General features: G+C 59.4%; 18 protein-coding genes. 9 read left to right on the plus strand and 9 right to left on the minus strand.

What is annotated here, in order from left to right; translation table 11 throughout:
- Positions 1 to 71: 71 nt before the first annotated feature.
- A complete protein-coding gene (locus tag ACEWPL_RS04445; RefSeq protein ID WP_393933622.1) occupies positions 72 to 1295 on the minus strand; it encodes an MFS transporter in 1224 nt (407 codons plus the stop codon).
- A gap of 263 nt (positions 1296 to 1558) precedes the next feature.
- Here ACEWPL_RS04445 and ACEWPL_RS04450 point away from each other — a divergent pair, with 263 nt between their 5' ends.
- Entirely contained in the window at positions 1559 to 2734 is a 1176-nt protein-coding gene (locus ACEWPL_RS04450; protein WP_076530750.1) for a tyrosine-type recombinase/integrase, read from the plus strand.
- Positions 2735 to 3042: 308 nt separating this feature from the next.
- On the opposite strand, the gene ACEWPL_RS04455 is transcribed toward ACEWPL_RS04450, so the two are convergent.
- Positions 3043 to 3216, minus strand: a complete 174-nt coding sequence (locus ACEWPL_RS04455) for a ribbon-helix-helix protein, CopG family (RefSeq protein WP_076530752.1) — start codon at positions 3214 to 3216, stop codon at positions 3043 to 3045.
- 115 nt (positions 3217 to 3331) lie between these two features.
- Between ACEWPL_RS04455 and ACEWPL_RS04460 the strand changes: the two genes are divergently transcribed.
- From ACEWPL_RS04460 to ACEWPL_RS04470, 3 genes are all read left to right on the plus strand, one after another.
- The gene (locus ACEWPL_RS04460) at positions 3332 to 3832 is read left to right on the plus strand and encodes a hypothetical protein (protein ID WP_076530754.1); all 501 of its coding nucleotides are present in this window, start codon (positions 3332 to 3334) and stop codon (positions 3830 to 3832) included.
- A gap of 80 nt (positions 3833 to 3912) precedes the next feature.
- The gene (locus tag ACEWPL_RS04465; protein ID WP_393933626.1) at positions 3913 to 4476 is read left to right on the plus strand and encodes a hypothetical protein; all 564 of its coding nucleotides are present in this window, start codon (positions 3913 to 3915) and stop codon (positions 4474 to 4476) included.
- Positions 4477 to 4591: 115 nt separating this feature from the next.
- Positions 4592 to 6793 carry an AAA family ATPase gene (locus ACEWPL_RS04470; RefSeq protein WP_076530758.1) on the plus strand — a complete coding sequence of 734 codons (2202 nt, stop codon included), beginning with the start codon at positions 4592 to 4594 and terminating at the stop codon, positions 6791 to 6793.
- Positions 6794 to 6892: 99 nt separating this feature from the next.
- Here ACEWPL_RS04470 and ACEWPL_RS04475 read toward each other — a convergent pair whose 3' ends face one another.
- Both ACEWPL_RS04475 and ACEWPL_RS04480 read right to left on the minus strand, forming a co-directional pair.
- Entirely contained in the window at positions 6893 to 7078 is a 186-nt protein-coding gene (locus ACEWPL_RS04475) for a helix-turn-helix transcriptional regulator (RefSeq protein WP_076530760.1), read from the minus strand.
- A gap of 70 nt (positions 7079 to 7148) precedes the next feature.
- Positions 7149 to 7709, minus strand: coding sequence for a DNA-binding protein (locus ACEWPL_RS04480; RefSeq protein ID WP_076530762.1), 561 nt, complete (start codon positions 7707 to 7709; stop codon positions 7149 to 7151).
- A gap of 173 nt (positions 7710 to 7882) precedes the next feature.
- On the opposite strand from ACEWPL_RS04480, the gene ACEWPL_RS04485 reads away from it, so the two are divergent.
- The 3 genes from ACEWPL_RS04485 to ACEWPL_RS04495 all read left to right on the plus strand — a co-directional run bounded on the left by ACEWPL_RS04485 (position 7883) and on the right by ACEWPL_RS04495 (position 10636).
- Positions 7883 to 8239 (plus strand): MbcA/ParS/Xre antitoxin family protein, encoded by a 357-nt coding sequence (locus tag ACEWPL_RS04485; RefSeq protein ID WP_170846558.1) that lies wholly within the window; start codon positions 7883 to 7885, stop codon positions 8237 to 8239.
- A gap of 111 nt (positions 8240 to 8350) precedes the next feature.
- Complete coding sequence (locus ACEWPL_RS04490) at positions 8351 to 9772, plus strand: phospholipase effector Tle1 domain-containing protein (RefSeq protein ID WP_393933629.1); 1422 nt, start codon at positions 8351 to 8353, stop codon at positions 9770 to 9772.
- Positions 9773 to 9970: 198 nt separating this feature from the next.
- On the plus strand, positions 9971 to 10636 hold the full coding sequence (locus ACEWPL_RS04495) for a L,D-transpeptidase (RefSeq protein ID WP_076533314.1): 666 nt from the start codon (positions 9971 to 9973) through the stop codon (positions 10634 to 10636).
- Between the two features lie 56 nt (positions 10637 to 10692).
- Here the strand turns inward: ACEWPL_RS04495 and ACEWPL_RS04500 are convergent, their stop codons facing one another.
- The gene (locus ACEWPL_RS04500; protein ID WP_244512536.1) at positions 10693 to 10977 is read right to left on the minus strand and encodes a hypothetical protein; all 285 of its coding nucleotides are present in this window, start codon (positions 10975 to 10977) and stop codon (positions 10693 to 10695) included.
- 146 nt (positions 10978 to 11123) lie between these two features.
- Positions 11124 to 11636, minus strand: coding sequence for a hypothetical protein (locus ACEWPL_RS19515; protein WP_476454015.1), 513 nt, complete (start codon positions 11634 to 11636; stop codon positions 11124 to 11126).
- Between the two features lie 12 nt (positions 11637 to 11648).
- Between ACEWPL_RS19515 and ACEWPL_RS04505 the strand changes: the two genes are divergently transcribed.
- Both ACEWPL_RS04505 and ACEWPL_RS04510 read left to right on the plus strand, forming a co-directional pair.
- Positions 11649 to 13508, plus strand: coding sequence for a heavy metal translocating P-type ATPase (locus tag ACEWPL_RS04505; protein WP_476454016.1), 1860 nt, complete (start codon positions 11649 to 11651; stop codon positions 13506 to 13508).
- Between the two features lie 101 nt (positions 13509 to 13609).
- Positions 13610 to 14092 carry a L,D-transpeptidase family protein gene (locus tag ACEWPL_RS04510; RefSeq protein ID WP_393934177.1) on the plus strand — a complete coding sequence of 161 codons (483 nt, stop codon included), beginning with the start codon at positions 13610 to 13612 and terminating at the stop codon, positions 14090 to 14092.
- Here the strand turns inward: ACEWPL_RS04510 and lnt are convergent.
- Genes lnt through ACEWPL_RS04525 form a run of 3 tightly spaced genes read right to left on the minus strand, consistent with a single transcriptional unit; the run spans position 14083 to position 16911 of the window.
- Positions 14083 to 15675 (minus strand): apolipoprotein N-acyltransferase, encoded by a 1593-nt coding sequence (gene lnt / locus ACEWPL_RS04515; protein WP_393933632.1) that lies wholly within the window; start codon positions 15673 to 15675, stop codon positions 14083 to 14085. The genes ACEWPL_RS04510 and lnt overlap by 10 nt on opposite strands.
- Positions 15642 to 16145: a signal peptidase II gene (gene lspA / locus ACEWPL_RS04520; protein ID WP_076530774.1), complete on the minus strand. Its 504-nt coding sequence runs from the start codon at positions 16143 to 16145 to the stop codon at positions 15642 to 15644. The genes lnt and lspA overlap by 34 nt, the downstream gene beginning before the upstream one ends.
- Positions 16129 to 16911 carry a ZIP family metal transporter gene (locus ACEWPL_RS04525; RefSeq protein ID WP_076530776.1) on the minus strand — a complete coding sequence of 261 codons (783 nt, stop codon included), beginning with the start codon at positions 16909 to 16911 and terminating at the stop codon, positions 16129 to 16131. The genes lspA and ACEWPL_RS04525 overlap by 17 nt, the downstream gene beginning before the upstream one ends.
- Positions 16912 to 16922 lie beyond the last annotated feature (11 nt).

The following is a 16922-nucleotide window of genomic DNA, read 5'->3' on the forward strand; positions in this document are numbered from 1 at the left end:
CCGTGCCCCTCTTGGTGTCGTGGGGCCCGCTTTAGCCCAGTGGCGCGGGCTTTGCCAGAGGATCGGGCCCATCAGCCCTTGTCGCGAAAGCGCTGCGTCAGGCGGCCCACGATGAACGATGTCCGCGGGCTCCACACATAGCGCGTGCGCGCGGACTTGGTGGGACGCACCCGCATCCGCGTCAGTCCAAAAATGATCAGCACCCCATGTGCCACTGCGATCATGATGAACATGGCCGAGGGGCCAAAGCCCTCGATCAGCTTGGAGGCCACCAGTGGCGCCGCGATGGCGCCAAGCGCGTAGAAGAACATCAGCGCCGCCGACAGCTCCACCCGCTGGTCCGAGGTGGCAAAGTCATTCGCATGGGCGGCCGACACCGAATAGATCGGGAAGGACGTCAGTCCAAAGAAGAAGGCCGTCAGCATCACTCCATTGGCCGAGAGCGCCCCCAGCCACGCGGTCACGATGCAGCAGATCACTGCGGCGATGGAGAGGCCGATCAACACGTGGCGCCTGTCATACTTGTCCGCCAGCCATCCCACCGGAACCTGCGCCAGCGCCCCGCCCAGAACGAAGGCGGCCAGAAACCAGGCGATCTGCTCGACCGCGAGGCCCACCTGCTGGCCATAAAGCGGGCCAACCATGCGGAAGGTCGCGCTGCTGAGCGCTGCGGTGACCACGCCCGCCGCCGCGAGGGGCGAGCAGGCGATAGCCAGCATGGGCCGCAGGCGCGGCGCGCTGGGCGTCTCGGGCTGCTCGGCGCGGGTCAGCGTGATGGGCAGAAGGGCCGCGCAGCAAATCAGCGCGAGGATGTTGTAGGAGACGTAGGAGGCCGGTTCGAGCACCGAGATCAGCATCTGCGCCACCAAAGATGCGCCCATGTCTGCCACCCGGTAGACACCCATCGCGCGCCCGCGCGTCTCGTTCGTGACCTTGGCCTGCAGCCATGCCTCGAGCACCGTGTAGCAGCCCGCAACGCAAAGCCCCATCGCCACCCGCATCAGCGCCCAGGCATAGGCGTCGATCACCATCATATGCGCGATCAGCGACATCGCCCCGGTGGCGGTAAAGGCGGCAAAGGCGCGGCTGTGCCCGACGCTGCCCATCAGACGCGGCGCCCACCAGCAGCCGATGAAGAATCCCAGAAAATGCGCCGAGCCCAGAAGACCGATTTCAGCCGTGCTGAAGCTGAGAGCAAGGCCGCTGAGCGCATCGAGGGGGCCGACACCCCCCGAGGAGAGCTGCATCAGGACGACCGACAGGAACAGCGCCGCAAAAGAGATGATCATGCGCATGGTGCTGTGTGTCCCGCTTGGATGTGCCTCAGGCTGCCGGCGAGATTGCACAGCAACAGGGCGAATGCCAAGCCCACCCCGTTCTTCTTGCCCCAAATATCCCCGCCGGAGGGGTATCCTGCAGCCATGCGGATTCGACCAGTTGGTGTCAGGACGTCTCAGGCTTTTAAACCTGCTTTAATTCCAGTGTGTTACGATTCCCAGCAGGCACCATCTGGGGCCGTAAATGGTTGTTACCTAGTGTTGACGGGAGGGTAGATATTATGCGCGTTGGGAACAAGTTGAAAGCTTTGGCAGTGAAGAGTGCTCCGCCGGGGAAGCACGGTGACGGGAATGGGCTTTGGCTGCTGAAGCGCGAAGACGGCGGGGGCCAGTGGAGCTTTCGCTACAGTCTTTGGGGGCGTCGGAAGGAAATGGGCCTGGGGTCGCTCAAGGAGGTCACGCTTCGTGACGCGCGTGACGCAGCCGAAGACGCGCGCCGCGACCTGCGGGAGGGGCTCGATCCCAAGAAACAACGAAGAATTCGCCTCGGACAAATCCGCCGGGTCAGTGATACGCTCGAAGCTGTCGCGGAAGACGCCTATGAGTCGCACAGGAAGACGTTGAAGCGCGATGACGGCCGCTGGTTCAGTCCGCTCCGAGTGCATGTGCTGCCTAAACTCGGAGAGAGGCCGATCGATCAGATCGATCAGCACGACATCCGCGATGCGCTCGCGCCACTTTGGCATTCGAAGAACGAAACTGCCCGCAAGGCGCTGTCTCGCCTCAAAACCGTCTTCGTTCATGCGCTGGCACTTGGCCTCGACGTCAAACTTCAAACTCTTGAGAACGCGAAAGTGCTCCTTGGCCGTGCCGAGGTCAGCTGTAGCCATATCGAAGCGATGCCTTGGGCGGACGTGCCAGAGTTTTATGGCACGCTCGGCGAGAGCCAAGCCGAATTGGCATTGCGTCTTCTGATCCTGACTGGCGTCCGAAGCGGGTCTGTCCTAAATTTCGACTTCGATCAAATCGAGAGCGGTGACTGGGTGATCCCCTCAGATCACCTTAAAGGCCGAAAGTCACAGAAGAAGACGTTCACTGTCCCCCTGTCACCCGAAGCTCTTAACGTCCTCGACCTTGTCCGCAAGCATCAGTCCAGCGCCCATGCTTTTTCGAACAGCCGCGGTGGCCGCATCGACAAAATGGCGATGAGGAAACTACTGGTCGAGCGTGGTCTCGCGGCGCGGCCGCACGGGTTCCGGTCATCGCTTCGGACATGGCTCGCGGAGGCGACGGACTGTCCAAATGACGTCGCCGAAGCCATGCTTGCACATGAGACCGGATCTGATGTCGAGCGCGCCTACAAGAGAACCGATTTTCTTGAGAAACGTCGTTCCTGGACCGATCTTTGGTCTAACTTCGTTACGGGGATCGAGGCCAATATCGCCAAGGCGGCCTGACGAGGACTGATCAGGAAGAGTGCAGAGCGGTCCTCCAGCATTAGGGCTCTCCAAACAAGGAGAGCCCTAATGCATTCCAGGTTCTTGAAATTTCCTTTGGCCCACCGCAGCACATGGATTTTCGAAAAATGAAACCTGACCTGCTGGCGACCACCTTTTCAGATTTTCGGGTCACGTTTCCTGAAATTCTCCAGAAAATAATCTCAGCCGAGCCGACTCCCCCCAGATTCTCATGAAATCATCCATCTTTCAGGAAAATTTCCAAGAAATCGGCCTGTGACGACCAACGCCTCCTAATGTGAGGGGCTTCAGCCGCCTTTTTCGTCCATACGCTGCTCCACAAGGCGTCTGATCATCTCCGGTCTCGTCGGCAGATCGTCTTCCGCGCGCCGCAGCGCATCTATCCGCTCGATCATTTTGACGGGCATACGCACAAGAACAGCTTGGGTATCTGTTTTCTCGTCATTTTTCTTAGATATCATGATATTCATCCTTGACGTAGATATATAGATATCGTAATATATAAGCAAGCCAAGGTCGGGCGGCAACCCAACCTTGGCTCTAAATCACAAACCGATCTGAGAAGGAGATCAATTCATGACCTACCAAGCCAATAACACAACCGCCGGGACCACAGAAGAGCCGCAAGACTTCGTCCACAGCCCGGTCTCCCGCGACTTTTCTCGGCTCCTGATCGCGCTTCGCGCGGCTGTCGAGGCCGAGATTGATACCCTCAAATGCGACGTGTTCGATGAGGAGTTCAAAGATCGGGCCTCGCGCGCCGAAAACGCGTGGATGGATGTCATCAATATTGCGCAGAAAATCCTGAGGAATGATGCGATGCGGGCCGAAGATGATGAGCTTCGTCATGTTGCCGCCCACATCAGCATCTCGACATATCTTGAGCATTCCGAAGATTGCCAGGCGTATCAAACACTTGTTCGCGACTATTCTCCGATCTTTCCCTGCAGTGCTGACACCGCGGTCGGAAGGCGCAGCGAACAGATGATCGCGATTGCGCGGGAATGGTTCAAAACACTCGATTGGGCGGTTCTGGGCAGGGATCCGCGGGCTGAGATGCAGGCCGCCGCAATGTGACGGCCACTCGCGCGGTCTAAGGGTCGCTCCTGGCCGCGCGCCGTCATCCTCTGTCTTCATCCATTCAATGGGAGGCCATCATGCCGTTCCAACCCGAATTTCCCGGATTCTGTTCGATTGCGCGCTCAGCACCCACGCTTTCGAATGCTCTCGAGGCTTATCCCCATGTGTCGTCAAGAACGATCAGTCGATATGCCAAGCGCATCGGCCGCGCCGGTGAGCACCTCGTTGATAGTATACTCACTCGATATGGCGATCACATTCTCGCCGCGCCAGAGGATGAACCCTTCGACCGGCTCGTCAGGCGCGGTGATCGGCATGTCACGATCCAGGTCAAGACCTCGGCGCGCGCTGTCGACGGGTTCTATAAATTCTCGATGAAGCGCGGCTATAGCGGATCGCCCAAGGGCATCCGATCATATGGAGCAGGCGACTACGACATTGCCGCGCTCGTCGCTTTGCCGGAGAACGTCGTCTTCTTTTCAGCGGACCGGCGGGAGTCGTATCGCATAAGTCTCGACCAGATTGCAGGTCTGCGCGCGCATCCACGGGCGAGCTACCTTTGCGCGCTTGAAGAGATCGGGCTTCTCGAGCCCGGCATGTCTGAAGGCGCGCCCCCTGAGCCGGGATTATCAGCCTTCTGAGCAGGTCGACCGGCGCCTCGCCTCTCGGGGCGGCGCCGCATCAGCTGCCTTCACTCGAAATCCCATCGGATCCGGTTTCCGGACCCGCCGTCCCCCTATTCCTGAAAGACACCTAATGACCCAATCAAACACCGAACCTAAGTGGCAACCGCTTGCCCAGCAGGCTCTGGAGCGCCTGCGCAGCCTGCCGGGCGGACCACGGCAGACCGAGGAGGATGATCCGTTCACCGAGCACGCTCTCCTGCTCGATGAAGAGCCGTTGCCGGAGGCGAAAGCCAAGCGGCGGGTCATCGCGAAGACCAGTCAAACGGATCAGGCTGGCAAATCCAAAAAGCGCATTCCGAAGCCGCGGCCGCACCCGCGAACGCAGCCGCGTGATCTCACCCTGCTTTTCCGCCTCTGTGCGACGTTTGGAACGCAATCCGACGTCGACAAGCTGCTGAACGCCGGCGCGCTGACATTGATCGAGGTCGGCGATGCGTCGATGAGTGCAATTCTCGAGCTCTTCGAGACTGCGCTTTTCGACCGAGAGGTGACGTTCGGGTCAGATACATACCTGCCGAAAGGCGCTCCAGGATCGACCCTCGTCGCACTCACATTGACGGAGCCGGAATATCGCAGAGACACCCGCGACCAGAGAAGCAAGATCATTGCTGCGCTGGAGTCACCACATCCAGTTCTTTTGCTCGCACCAAGCTTTGACCAGGTGCCGAGAGACATTCTGAACTGCCTGCCGCCCCCGCAGCGCCTTGCACCTGCCTCGCGGGATATTCTCTTGGCACTCACAAGACAGGTCTATTCACCATCCGCCTCCGAGGCGCGAAAGGTTCAACAGATGCTGCCCGATCCGGCGTCTGATCTCTCATGGCCGCGCCTGGCAGCCGCCTTGCGCGAACGGACTGCCGCATCATTCGCGGCGAAGCTGGTCTCTTTGACCACCCAAGATTCAAGAGACGGCCCGACTCTCGCAGACATCGAGGGCTTTGGGGCCGCGGAAGACGCGGCACAGCAAATGGTGTCCGACCTCCAGGACTGGCGTGCTGGTGATCTTGCGTGGTCCGAGGTTCAAAGATCCGTTCTGTTCCACGGCGCTCCAGGCACCGGCAAATCTTTCTTGGCTTCGGCTATGGGAAACAGCGCAGGCGTTTCGATGGTCCGCGGGAGCTTCGCCGCGTGGCAGGCCGCTGGCCATCTCGGAGACATGCTGAAGGCGATGCGCGAGACTTTCCAGAATGCGGTGCAAGCGCGACCCTCGATCCTGGTCATCGACGAAGTCGACGCGCTCGGCGATCGCGCAAGCCCGGAAAAGCATAATGCGAACTACACCCATCAAGTCATCAATGGCTTTCTTGAACTCATGGATGGTTTGAAAAATCTTGAGGGGCTCATGGTCGTCGGCACCTGTAACTTCCCTGATCGGATCGACGCTGCGGCGATGAGGCCCGGCCGGTTCGACCTCAAGGTCGAAGTGCCCTTGCCCGGTGCAGCGGCCATCCGCAGGATGCTCCGGGACGGGCTGCCCGAAGCCATTGTCGCGCCGGATCTCGAGCATCTGGTCTCTGCTGCCGCAGGCCGAAGCGCCGCCGAGATCGACGGTGCGCTCCGCGCCGCGCGCACCCGCGCGAGGTCGCAAGACCGAGCCCTTCAGGTAAGCGATCTGCTCACCCAGTTCGGCGCAGAAGCCCGCAATTCGGCGCTGGAATACCGGATCGCGATCCACGAATGTGGGCACGCCATCGTGCATCAGTTTCTGGGTATGGGGCGCGCCAACCGCGTCGCGCTGACGACGACTGGTGGCGGGACATGGGTCAGTTCCCCTCGCACCGAAGGCCTCATCGCAGATTGTGAGAACCAGCTGATCCACTTGCTTGCAGGCCGCGCGGCTGAGCGTGTTGTGCTCGGCGCTCCCACCGCCGGTGCAGGTGGCAGCGAAACATCGGATCTTGCCCAAGCGACCCGGAAGGCCGCGGAGATCGATACGAAGCTCGGGCTTGGCGCCGAAGGCCTTGCGTGGACCGATCTTGATCACAGCCTTTATCTGCATGATCCCGAGAATGCTGCAAGAGTTCGAGACCGCCTCGAGTCGGCCGAAGCGCGGGCGATCTCGATCCTGTCGGCGCATGAGGCCCTATTGAAAAATATGGGGAATGCATTGTTCAAGGCCAGGATGCTGGAAGGCGAAGCGCTTGAATACTGGATGCGAAAAATCGAAGCCGCCAACGACGGCAAGGGAGCTGGCCAAAAGCGACGAATGAGCGGGCCCGCGTTCATGCCGGATAATCCGACCTCAGGTTACCCATCCGGCTCCGGGCCGTGAGGATCATCAAACCGCGCCCCGGCGACCTGAAATGCGGTTGCCGGGACGCGAATTTGTGGATGGTAGCACCGGAAATCCGGGCCGTTACCAACGCGGCCTTCAGTATGCCCCACGTTCGGAGAGCCAAGCGCGTAGGGCGAGTTCGGACCAGCCGACACGCCGGGAGGACAGCTTCACGGTTTGTGGAAAATCACCCGCATACATGAGCCGATAGAGGCTCGATTTGCTGAGACCTGTGATCGCTTCGACTTCGCGGCGGTTATAGATTCTGTTCTCAATCGTCATATGAAATCCTTCCTTGAAATGACTAATGAGAACTTAACCGATGAAGGTTTCGGCAAGGTTTAACGATAAGTCACGCATCCGCGGGCGATTCACCGGAGGCTTGCCTCGAGGTCGATTCCGACGAAGTTCTGTTTTCACCCGCAATGGATGCAACGACTGACTGCAGTGTCTCGGCTCGCGTTCGCTGCTCCTCCGCATTGCGCTTCAGGCCCGTTATCGACACCTTTGCTGCCCGCAGACGTTCCTCAAGCTGCGCGATGCGCTCGGCTTGGGTTTCGGCATCCGTTTCCATTTGTTTGATCACGTCCAGCCGCTCGCACGAGAGCGCCTCGGCTTCGTCGCGATTCCGTTCAAGTAGCGTTCTGTCAGCCTCGAAACTGCGCGTCGCTTCAGACATCGCCACCGTCCACACGTAGTCGTGGAGGTGTGAAAGTTCGTCGGTAACTTCGTCCGGTGCGCGGAGAAGCGCCTCGTTTTCTGCACGCATTTCGGACATCAGACGTGTCGCGGTGGTGTAAGAGCCAACCCCCGCGCGGTCACAGATCGTCTTCGCGCTGATTTTGGCCCCCTCTTTTTCGAGGAGCGACTTCGTTTCTGCAAAAAGTTTTTTGGTAAGTAACTGCTGCGCCATTCTTTTTCTCCCAGCATTGTTCCGTGACATGAGATACTGAAGCGCGATTAAAGCCGGGTTTAAAATACGGTTACCGTAATGATTACGGTATCTGTTACGGTAATCATTACGGTGGCGCCCTGTCCGGACGTGCTCCGATGCTCGCCTGGCGTCAGAGGTGCGAAGGATGGCGGGTGGCTGAACCGAGCGCGTCAGCCGGACACAGCTGGACGGTCGAGACGGGCTACTTTGATCATACGGCGCACCCGGATCTCGCTTTGCGTCATCTACGGTTTCAGACGACCGCGCAAATCGAACGCATCGGGCATAAAGGACTTGGGCGAATGCAAAATGAACTGGAATATGTGGCCTTGATCAAACTGATCGAACACACTTATCACAATGATGCCGAAGCCATCAGCCGTTTTCTTGAGCGACCTCACGTGCTTCTGAACGGGCGCTCTCCAAGGGATGTCATGGACAGCGGCAGCACAGGCGCTAATGAAGTGCGGATCTTGTTGGAGCGCGCCAATGCAGGCATTGCAATCTAACCAATTTTGCACCTCACCATCGGTTTGGCCCTATCAAGAAAAGTTGCAGATTGACGTTACGGCTTCTTCGCATGATGGTGGGAACGAACGCAGAACAGCCAGGGCGATGAAATGCCAAAGAATATCCTGATTTTTTCGGATGGAACTGGCCAAGAAGGCGGCCTGCGGCCAGACCAGCGTCTATCGAACATCTACAAAATGTATCGAGCGATGCGTCCCGGACCGTCGTCACCAATCGATCCATGCGATCAGGTCTGTTTCTATGACGCCGGTCTAGGAGCAGGCGAGGTCGGTGGGCTAACGCTTCGACGCATCAGAAACAACCTCTCGGCCGCGGTTGGCACGGGCATTGATGAGAATGTCATCGATTGCTACGAGAAGATCATCTCATATTACGAACCCGGCGACCGGATCCTGCTGTTCGGGTTTTCTCGTGGGGCATACACTGTCAGGGCGGTCGCGAATGTAATGAACCTTTGCGGCATTCCAGCACGAATGCCCGATGGATCACTCGTGCCCCGCCATGGGCCACGCCTTAGAAAAATAGCGAGCGATGCGGTCAACTACGTTTACAACCACGGCAATGGGTATTCGCGTGGCCGGGAGCCGTATTACAGTCGACGTGAGGAACTCGGCCGTCGGTTTAGGCGCAAGTATTCCAGCTTTGTGCCTGACGCTGACGAGGACGTGCAAGGCAACGTGCAACCGACATTCATCGGCGTTTTCGATACGGTCGCGGCATTGGGCAACGGTCAAGTCACTCTCGCTGCCGGGATTGCTGTCACCATACTCTTGGCACTGTTCGTCGCTGCTTTGTGGTTTGGCTGGTCTTGGTATCTGTGGGGTCCGCTCCTCGCTCTCTTGGGGCTTATCGGGTTCTGGTATGGCAGGTTGAAGTGGTCTCAGTGGAAATACTTCTCTCCCAATGAGAAAAAGCCTTTGAGGCTGAGTAGGATATCGGACTGGCCGTCCATCTGGAAATACGGCCATTACGCGAAATGGAACCTGAAAAATTACGATAAATGGCTCGACTCCGACGTAGGTTTCGCTCGTCACGCGCTTGCGATCGATGAGCACCGGAAGAATTTTCCACGTGTGAAATGGGCTATGCCAGCCGAGGCCAAAAAAACCGTAGGGCGAAAACCGGAATGGTTGAAACAGGTCTGGTTTGCGGGATGTCACAGCGATGTTGGTGGAAGCTACCCCGAGCCGGAATTGAGGCTCAGCGACATCGCGTTGCAATGGATACTGGAAGAGCTGAAGGAATGCGTGCCGGAGGTAAAAATCAACTCGGAGAAGCTTTTCGTCATGCCTGATCCTACCGGCATGCAGCATGAAGAAACGCTCATGTTTTCATTCGGCCCTTTAAAAAGGCGCTGGCCATCGGAACCGAGGGATGTAGGCACGCTTTTTCCGCTACATCCAACTGTGATCGAACGCCTGAAGGCCGGGCCGGTTTCGCATTTGGGAGAGATGCAGCCATATCGGCCCGAGCAGCTTCGGAACCATCCCGATACCAAAGGTTACTATTGACGATATCCGCTAGGGCGTTTCGTTGTTGGCTCAACTGAAAGAGCTTCAAAAAGCCGGCCACATCTTCGCCGTGCTATTCTTTCAAAAAGTGATTCCACTGGGCTGCATTAACCCTTGAACCTCTAGTTACTAGAGGAACTAGATCGCGTGATGTGGGTTGAACACTCCAAGCGCAATGCGATCCATATCGAGGACATCATGCTGACAAGACGACATTTCATTCAGACGAGCGCGGCGCTTTTCTCGGCGCCCATATCTTCTCCACTTTTGGCCGACACTTGGCCGACCGAAGCGCAGAAAGCTGCGTGGGATGCCGAGGTTACACCCCCCGGCTACGACGCGGCCACGTCAAATCCATGGGGCTTGCATCCAAGATTTCTTCCGCAGCGAGTTGAAGCCAACGATGGGCTCGTTCCTGGCGATATACATGTCGATGCGGTGGCGAGATATATTTACCATATCGAACAAGGGGGGACGGCGATGCGTTATGGCGTCGCAATCGCGCGTGGCAAGCTATACGAGCCCGGCACCTACACGATCAAACGGAAGGTCGAGTGGCCTCATTGGCAGCCGACCCAGAATATGATCGATCGTGACCCGGAGCTATATGCTGACGTCGCCGATGGCATGGAACCTGGGCCGAAAAATGCCTTGGGATCGCGCGCTCTTTATCTCTATGTCGGGGACCGGGATACGTATCTGCGCATCCACGGCACGCCTCACGCAAGAAGCATTGGCGGCCGCGCAAGTTCCGGCTGCGTGCGTATGGTCATGGCGCATATCAACGATCTTTATCCTAATGTCGAAATCGGCTCGACGGCGCACCTCTATTCAGCTGACGACAGTGTCAGAACGAAAACGTAACCGGACTGGTGAGTTGAACCCACGTAAAGTGTTTGTTCAATTCCGAGTGATAGACCTCAGGTGCCCGTCGTCGCGCAGATCGGATTGCCTTGGGGGCTGCGAAGCGGCACCAAGGTCGTCTCGACCGGCCCGCGATGCTCATACCAGAAGCAGTTGTCTTCCGGCTTGAGGCGCGCAGTTGCGATATTCTGATCCGGGTCCGCCATGGCAATGACGTTTTCGGGGATGTCTCCAATCCGATCGTCCTCTTCGCTGATTTCGTTGGGTTGCACGGCGCAGCCGGCCACGAAGAAAAAGGTGGCCGCGACCAACATGTTTCGGGGTTCGATCATCGTCAGCATAAAAGGTTCCTTCCACTTTTATCGACGGCCGTTCCACCATGTCCAATCGTAGAAGCATGAAGGTTCTGACCAATGTTTTACTATTCGAAATTGATTGGAGTTACCAACCAACTTTGCTCTTGAAGCTCTAGCTACTGTAGGCTCTATCAGTGCCTGAACCACCCGAATCCCGAGGTCTGTTCATGCCATCCGATATCCATCGCCCCGATCACGCAAGCGACGCGACGCAGCCCCCGAGCGATTGTTGCGGAGGCTGTGGAGCCGACGGCAATGTCGCGATTTCCGCTCCCGCATCCTCCGGGGGCCGTAGCTTTCAGGTGTCCGGCCTTGATTGTGCCGAAGAGGTCGCGATCCTCAACAAGGTCATCGGTCCTGAAATCGGCGGGGCGGAACATCTGGCCTTCGATGTCATCAACGGGCGGATGACCATTCTGGATAGTGCCAGAAATGTTTCCGACGATAAGATCGCCGAGCTGGTTGCCAGCACTGGAATGACAGCCAAGCCTTGGGATTCCGAAAATGCATCTCAGGACCAGGCTGCGCATCTTGCCCGGCAAAAGCTTTTCACCGCGCTCAGCGGTAGTTTCTGGGCCGCCGGTTTTGTCTGGCACTTGGTGGAAACCGGCCTCGGCGGTGCCTTGGGTATCTTTTCCGGTCACGGAATGACCTCCATGCCAGTGCCCGAGGCAGGGCTCTTTGCGCTAGCAATCCTCTTCGGGGTATGGCTGGTCGCGCCCAAGGCATGGTCGTCGGCGCGGCGGCTGTCGCCAGACATGAACCTTCTGATGGTGGTCGCCGTCGCTGGCGCCCTTGGCCTTGGCGAGTTCTTCGAAGCCGCGACGGTCGCATTCTTCTTTTCGCTCTCGCTCTTTCTGGAAAGCTGGAGCGTCGGGCGCGCGCGCAATGCAGTGTCTGCGTTGTTGGATCTCGCGCCGCCGACTGCGCGGGTGATCTACAACGACGGCACAGAGGCAGACGTGCCGGCGGCCCAAGTGGCCGTGGGCGACCATTTCGTGGTGCGCGGCGGCGACCGCATTCCGCTTGACGGGGAGGTCACTGACGGCGCGGGCGCGGTCGATCAGGCACCGATCACGGGTGAAAGCGCACTGGTGCCCAAGGAGGCCGGAGACGAGGTTTACGCGGGCACGATCAACGGCGAGGGCACGCTATCCGTTCGGGCGACCAAGGCAGCCTCGGACACAGTGTTGGCCAAGATCATCCGAATGGTCGGTGACGCCCACGCGCGCCGCGCTCCGGTGGAGCAATGGGTGGCGAAATTCGCGCGCATCTACACACCTATCGTAATGCTTTTGGCCATCGCGATCGCAGTCCTTCCACCTCTCGTTCTGGGCGGCGCTTGGGATTACTGGTTCTACAATGCACTCGTGCTTCTCGTTATCGCCTGCCCCTGTGCGCTTGTGATCTCGACCCCGGTGTCCATCGTGGCGTCGCTGACCTCCTCGGCACGCTCCGGTGTTCTCATCAAAGGCGGTGCCTATGTCGAGGCTCCGAGCCGCACCACCGCGCTTGCGATGGACAAGACCGGCACAATCACCATGGGCGAGCCCGAAGTTGCCGCGGTGCATCCATTAGGTGGGGCGTCGGCCAAGGATCTCGTAGCCAGGGCCTCGGGCCTCGAGGCACGCTCGTCTCATCCGCTGGCGCGCGCCATTCTCGCACGAGCCGAGGTCGATGGCATCACGGTATCGGCCGCCGAGGATACCCGCACGGTTCCGGGCCGAGGCTTGGAAGGACGGGCAAACGGTCGGTCCATCTGGCTCGGCTCGGACCGTTTTGCCGAAGAGAAAGGATTTGGAGACTCAATTCCGAAAGATCTGCGTGAGCGGATCGAAGGCGCCGGCAACACGCTCGTTGCCGTGGGTGACGAGGGCGGTGTCACCGGCATCCTGGAGCTGCGCGATCGCGTCCGCCCCGAAGCTAAGAACGTCGTAGCGCAGCTTCATGCGCAGGGCGTGCGGACGATCGTCATGTTGACTGGAGACAACGAGCGCACGGCGCGCGCGGTCGCCGCCGAGGTCGGCATCGACGAGGTGCGCGCCGAGCTTCTCCCCGAAGACAAGGTGAAAGCCATCGAGGAGCTGGTCGAAACCCATGATATGGTCGCGATGATCGGCGACGGCGTGAACGATGCTCCAGCCATGGCGCGGGCGCATTACGCTATCGCGATGGGCGCAGTCGGCTCGGATGCTGCCATCGAGACGGCGGATATCGCTCTCATGACCGACGATATCGGCAAGGTGCCATGGCTCATCGGGCACTCTCGCAGGACCATGTCAGTCATCCGTCAAAATATTGCGATCTCCCTTGCTACGAAAGCTGCGTTCGTGGTCGCGACCGCCTTCGGTATGGCGTCGATGTGGGGCGCCATCGCAGCTGATGTCGGCGTATCGCTGCTGGTCGTCGCGAATGCCCTACGGCTTCTGAATGCGGGCGAGCGCAATTCGCCTCCGGCCGGTGGGGCGCCTGTGGGCGAGCAGTTAACCAAGGGTGCATTGGCGCATGGGCATTGAGCCCATCCGTCAAGCCAGCTAGAGTGAACCCTGATATAGACCTCGTCATAAAGGGGCATCGAGCAGTGAAGACCTACAAATGTGCACGCCGAACCGTTCTCTTGGGCGGTTTGGCGGCATTTCTCTCTGGCTGTGCGGGCGGCAGCAAGTTCCGCAGCTACAATGGGCCTGCGGTGACGCGTGTCCGGCTCTACAAGGGACAGAGGCTCCTCGTTCTCGACGGCGCCAGTTCGGTTCTGCGGACCTATCCGGTCGGCCTTGGGTTCGCGCCCGAGGGCCACAAGCAGTTCGAGGGTGATGGGCGCACGCCTGAAGGCTCATATCTGGTCGACCGGCGCAATCCGGAAAGCAGTTTTCACCTTTCGATCGGCATTTCTTACCCAAACGAGGCCGACATCGCCTTCGCAGAGGTTCAAGAAAAGTCTCCCGGAGGCGACATCTTCATCCATGGCGGACCTCGGCGCGGTATTGATCCTACGAACGTGCAAGACTGGACGGCGGGATGCATCGCGCTCACCGACCGTCAGATCGAAGATGTCTATGCAATGGTCAGAGACGGAACTCCTATCGACATCTACGCATGACAGCGTGACCCGGGCCCCCTCCTGACGGCTTTTTCGCCGATCAGCGCGAGAGCCCAGCTTGACGCGATGAGAGCGAGCAGCGCCCAGTCCCCGAGGCGACCGTAGGGTGTGGGCGGGCGGGCCGCTGGCAGGCCCGCGTCGAGAATACCCGTCTCTCCGGTGTCGAGGCGGGCCAGCACCTCTCCGCTGGCGTCAATAATCGCGGAAATGCCTGTATTCGCTGCGCGAACGATGGGCAGGCCCTCTTCGACAGCACGCATCCGCGCAGATGCCAAGTGCTGTTCGGGTCCGATGCTGGTGCCGAACCAGGCATCGTTTGTCGCGTTGAAGATCCAGTCGGGCCGAAAGAGGTCATCGACAACATGCCCCGGAAAGATAATTTCGTAGCAGATCGCCACACCAACCAATGGCGCGACCGGCAATGCCAGCGTGCGCGGTCCTGGTCCGGGCGTAAAATCCCCCATCCCCTGCGTCAGCCGCTCGATCGGCAGCCAACCGCGAAGCGGCACATATTCACCGAAAGGCACCAGATGGTGTTTCGCGTATCCGTCCAGGATTTTGGCGGTATCATCAAGCGCCTGGACAGTATTGAAATAAAATGTGCCGTCCTCGGTCGACACCCTGTCCGGAACGCCGGTCAACAATGCTGTGCCTTCGGGCAGCGCGTCCGCGATCCGCGCGCGCGCCTCGGCATCCTCGTCGAGAAATCCGGGAAAGGCGGTCTCCGGCCAGAGCAGCACATCGACATTGCCGGGCCGGGACGACATCTCGAGATAGCGCGCGAGGGTCGCTTCCCGGTTTTCGGGCGCCCATTTCTCCTTTTGCGGAACGTTGCCCTGCACTAAGCGCAGGTCGATGCCGGGCGGGGGCGGCACTTCCGTCTGAAAGCGCAGCGCGCCTGCGCCCCAAATAACCGCTAGACAGGCAAGGGCCCCGAGGAAGATAGCCCCTCTCTGCTTGCCCACTGCTATAAAGGCCGCGCCCGGCAGCGCGCTGACGAAGATGATCAGGAAGCTTAGCCCATAGCTGCCAACCCATGCGGCGGGCTGGCGTAGAGCAGCGTAATCTACAACCGCATATCCGGCGAGATTCCACGGAAGGCCAGTAAGAATATGGCCGCGCAGCCATTCGGCCAGCGTCCAGGAGGTCGCGAGCAGAAGGCAGGCAATGACACCGGTCAAGACCTTGCGCCGCGAGACCGCGGCAAAGAGAGACGCTGCGATGGCCGGGAAGATTGCCAAACCCGCCGACAGGCCCGCGACGGCAGGGATGGCAAGCGCGCCAAAACGATCAGCTTCCACATAGAAACTCTCGGAAATCCATGAAATCCCGAAGCCAAACTGTCCAAGCCCAAACGCCCAGCCGATAAGTAAGGCATGCCCGACGGAAACCTTGGCCAAAATTACAAAGAGCGCGGAATAAGCGACGGGAACCAGAGCCAGTATCGAGAAGGGCGGAAAGGTCAGCACAGTCAGCGCCCCGGCAACAAAGGCAAGTGCCATGCGCGCCAAAAGATGACGGCCTTGCGCAATGCGGTCGCGCCGTTCGGTCACGGCTTGATGGAGCGCCGCGCGCTGATCCAAGGCGCTAGGAGCATCAAGCCTACGCCGCAGACGATGAACACATCAGCCAAATTGAAAGCGGGCCAGTGCGCAGTTCCAACGTAAAAATCCAGAAAATCGGTCACCGCTCGATAGCGGACGCGATCAACGATATTGCCCAAAGCGCCCCCGAGGATTGAACCGAAAGCGACCGCCTCAATGCGGGTAGAGGTTCGCGTCAGCATGATTGCAAGCCAGACGCAGAATGCGAAGGCCAACAGAACGAGGCTCCACCAAGGCACACCGGCGAGAAGCCCGAAAGTCACACCGTCATTGCGCCCGAAGACGAGGTTGAAGCCGGGAAACACCGGCAGTCCGGCACTCAGCAGGGTGGCATTCTCGACAACGATCGCCTTGGTCAACTGATCCGCCGCAAGTGAGGTCAGCGCGACGATCACGCCAAGAAGCAAGGTCTTATTTCCATATTCCATGACCTTACCCCAGCCAGACATCGAGGAAGAGCATGAGAACCAGACCGATCGCGAGGCCGAGCGTTGCCTTGTTCTGATGGCCGCTGCGGTGCGTTTCGGGAATGATCTCGTGACTGATGACATATAGCATCGCACCAGCCGCGAAGGCCAAACCCCACGGCAAGAGAGGCTCCGAGAGCGTGATGATCCCGGCACCCAGGAGCCCGCCGATCGGCTCGACCATACCGGTCAGGGCGGCAATGCCCCAGGCGCGCACCTTTGGATAACCCTCGCCCAGCAGGGAGACCGCCACGGCCAGACCCTCGGGCGCGTTCTGAAGCCCAATTCCGATGGCAAGCGGCAGGCCGCCTTCCATGCCGCCCGAGCCGAAGCCGACGCCGACAGCCAGTCCTTCGGGGAAATTGTGGATCGTGATCGCGATGATGAACAGCCAGACCCGCCGCAGGGCGGCCGAGTCCGGTCCTTCGCGCCCTGTCTTGAAATGCTCGTGCGGCAGTTTTTCGTTCATCAGAGCGACGGCGCCCATGCCAAGCAGGATCGAGATGCACACGATCAAGGCGGGCATTGCGCCGCTCTCGAACATCGGCTCGGCTGCGTCCAGTGCCGGGATGATGAGCGAAAAGAACGAGGCGGCGAGCATGACACCAGCTGCAAAACCCAGCGACATGTCGCGCGTGGCCCGCGAGGGAATGCGTCCGAAGAGGACAGGAATCGCCCCCACCGCAGTAAGTGATCCGGCGGCGAGGCTTCCCAGGAAGCCAAGCATTATGGGTGAAAGCGTTTCCATTCGAGGGCCAG

This window comes from Roseovarius roseus, from assembly GCF_043355935.2.
Taxonomy (GTDB): Bacteria; Pseudomonadota; Alphaproteobacteria; order Rhodobacterales; family Rhodobacteraceae; genus Roseovarius; species Roseovarius roseus.

Bases quoted from the DNA above. Each gene is read 5' to 3' on its own strand.
- ACEWPL_RS04495 (WP_076533314.1), top strand. From the start codon at position 9,971: ATGCTGACAAGACGACATTTCATTCAGACGAGCGCGGCGCTTTTCTCG.
- ACEWPL_RS04525 (WP_076530776.1), bottom strand. From the start codon at position 16,911: ATGGAAACGCTTTCACCCATAATGCTTGGCTTCCTGGGAAGCCTCGCC.
- ACEWPL_RS04480 (WP_076530762.1), bottom strand. From the start codon at position 7,709: ATGGCGCAGCAGTTACTTACCAAAAAACTTTTTGCAGAAACGAAGTCG.
- ACEWPL_RS04470 (WP_076530758.1), top strand. From the start codon at position 4,592: ATGACCCAATCAAACACCGAACCTAAGTGGCAACCGCTTGCCCAGCAG.
- ACEWPL_RS04455 (WP_076530752.1), bottom strand. From the start codon at position 3,216: ATGATATCTAAGAAAAATGACGAGAAAACAGATACCCAAGCTGTTCTT.
- ACEWPL_RS04505 (WP_476454016.1), top strand. From the start codon at position 11,649: ATGCCAGTGCCCGAGGCAGGGCTCTTTGCGCTAGCAATCCTCTTCGGG.
- ACEWPL_RS04490 (WP_393933629.1), top strand. From the start codon at position 8,351: ATGCCAAAGAATATCCTGATTTTTTCGGATGGAACTGGCCAAGAAGGC.
- ACEWPL_RS04460 (WP_076530754.1), top strand. From the start codon at position 3,332: ATGACCTACCAAGCCAATAACACAACCGCCGGGACCACAGAAGAGCCG.
- ACEWPL_RS04450 (WP_076530750.1), top strand. From the start codon at position 1,559: ATGCGCGTTGGGAACAAGTTGAAAGCTTTGGCAGTGAAGAGTGCTCCG.
- ACEWPL_RS04475 (WP_076530760.1), bottom strand. From the start codon at position 7,078: ATGACGATTGAGAACAGAATCTATAACCGCCGCGAAGTCGAAGCGATC.
- ACEWPL_RS04445 (WP_393933622.1), bottom strand. From the start codon at position 1,295: ATGCGCATGATCATCTCTTTTGCGGCGCTGTTCCTGTCGGTCGTCCTG.
- ACEWPL_RS04500 (WP_244512536.1), bottom strand. From the start codon at position 10,977: ATGCTGACGATGATCGAACCCCGAAACATGTTGGTCGCGGCCACCTTT.
- ACEWPL_RS04465 (WP_393933626.1), top strand. From the start codon at position 3,913: ATGCCGTTCCAACCCGAATTTCCCGGATTCTGTTCGATTGCGCGCTCA.
- lspA (WP_076530774.1), bottom strand. From the start codon at position 16,145: ATGTCTGGCTGGGGTAAGGTCATGGAATATGGAAATAAGACCTTGCTT.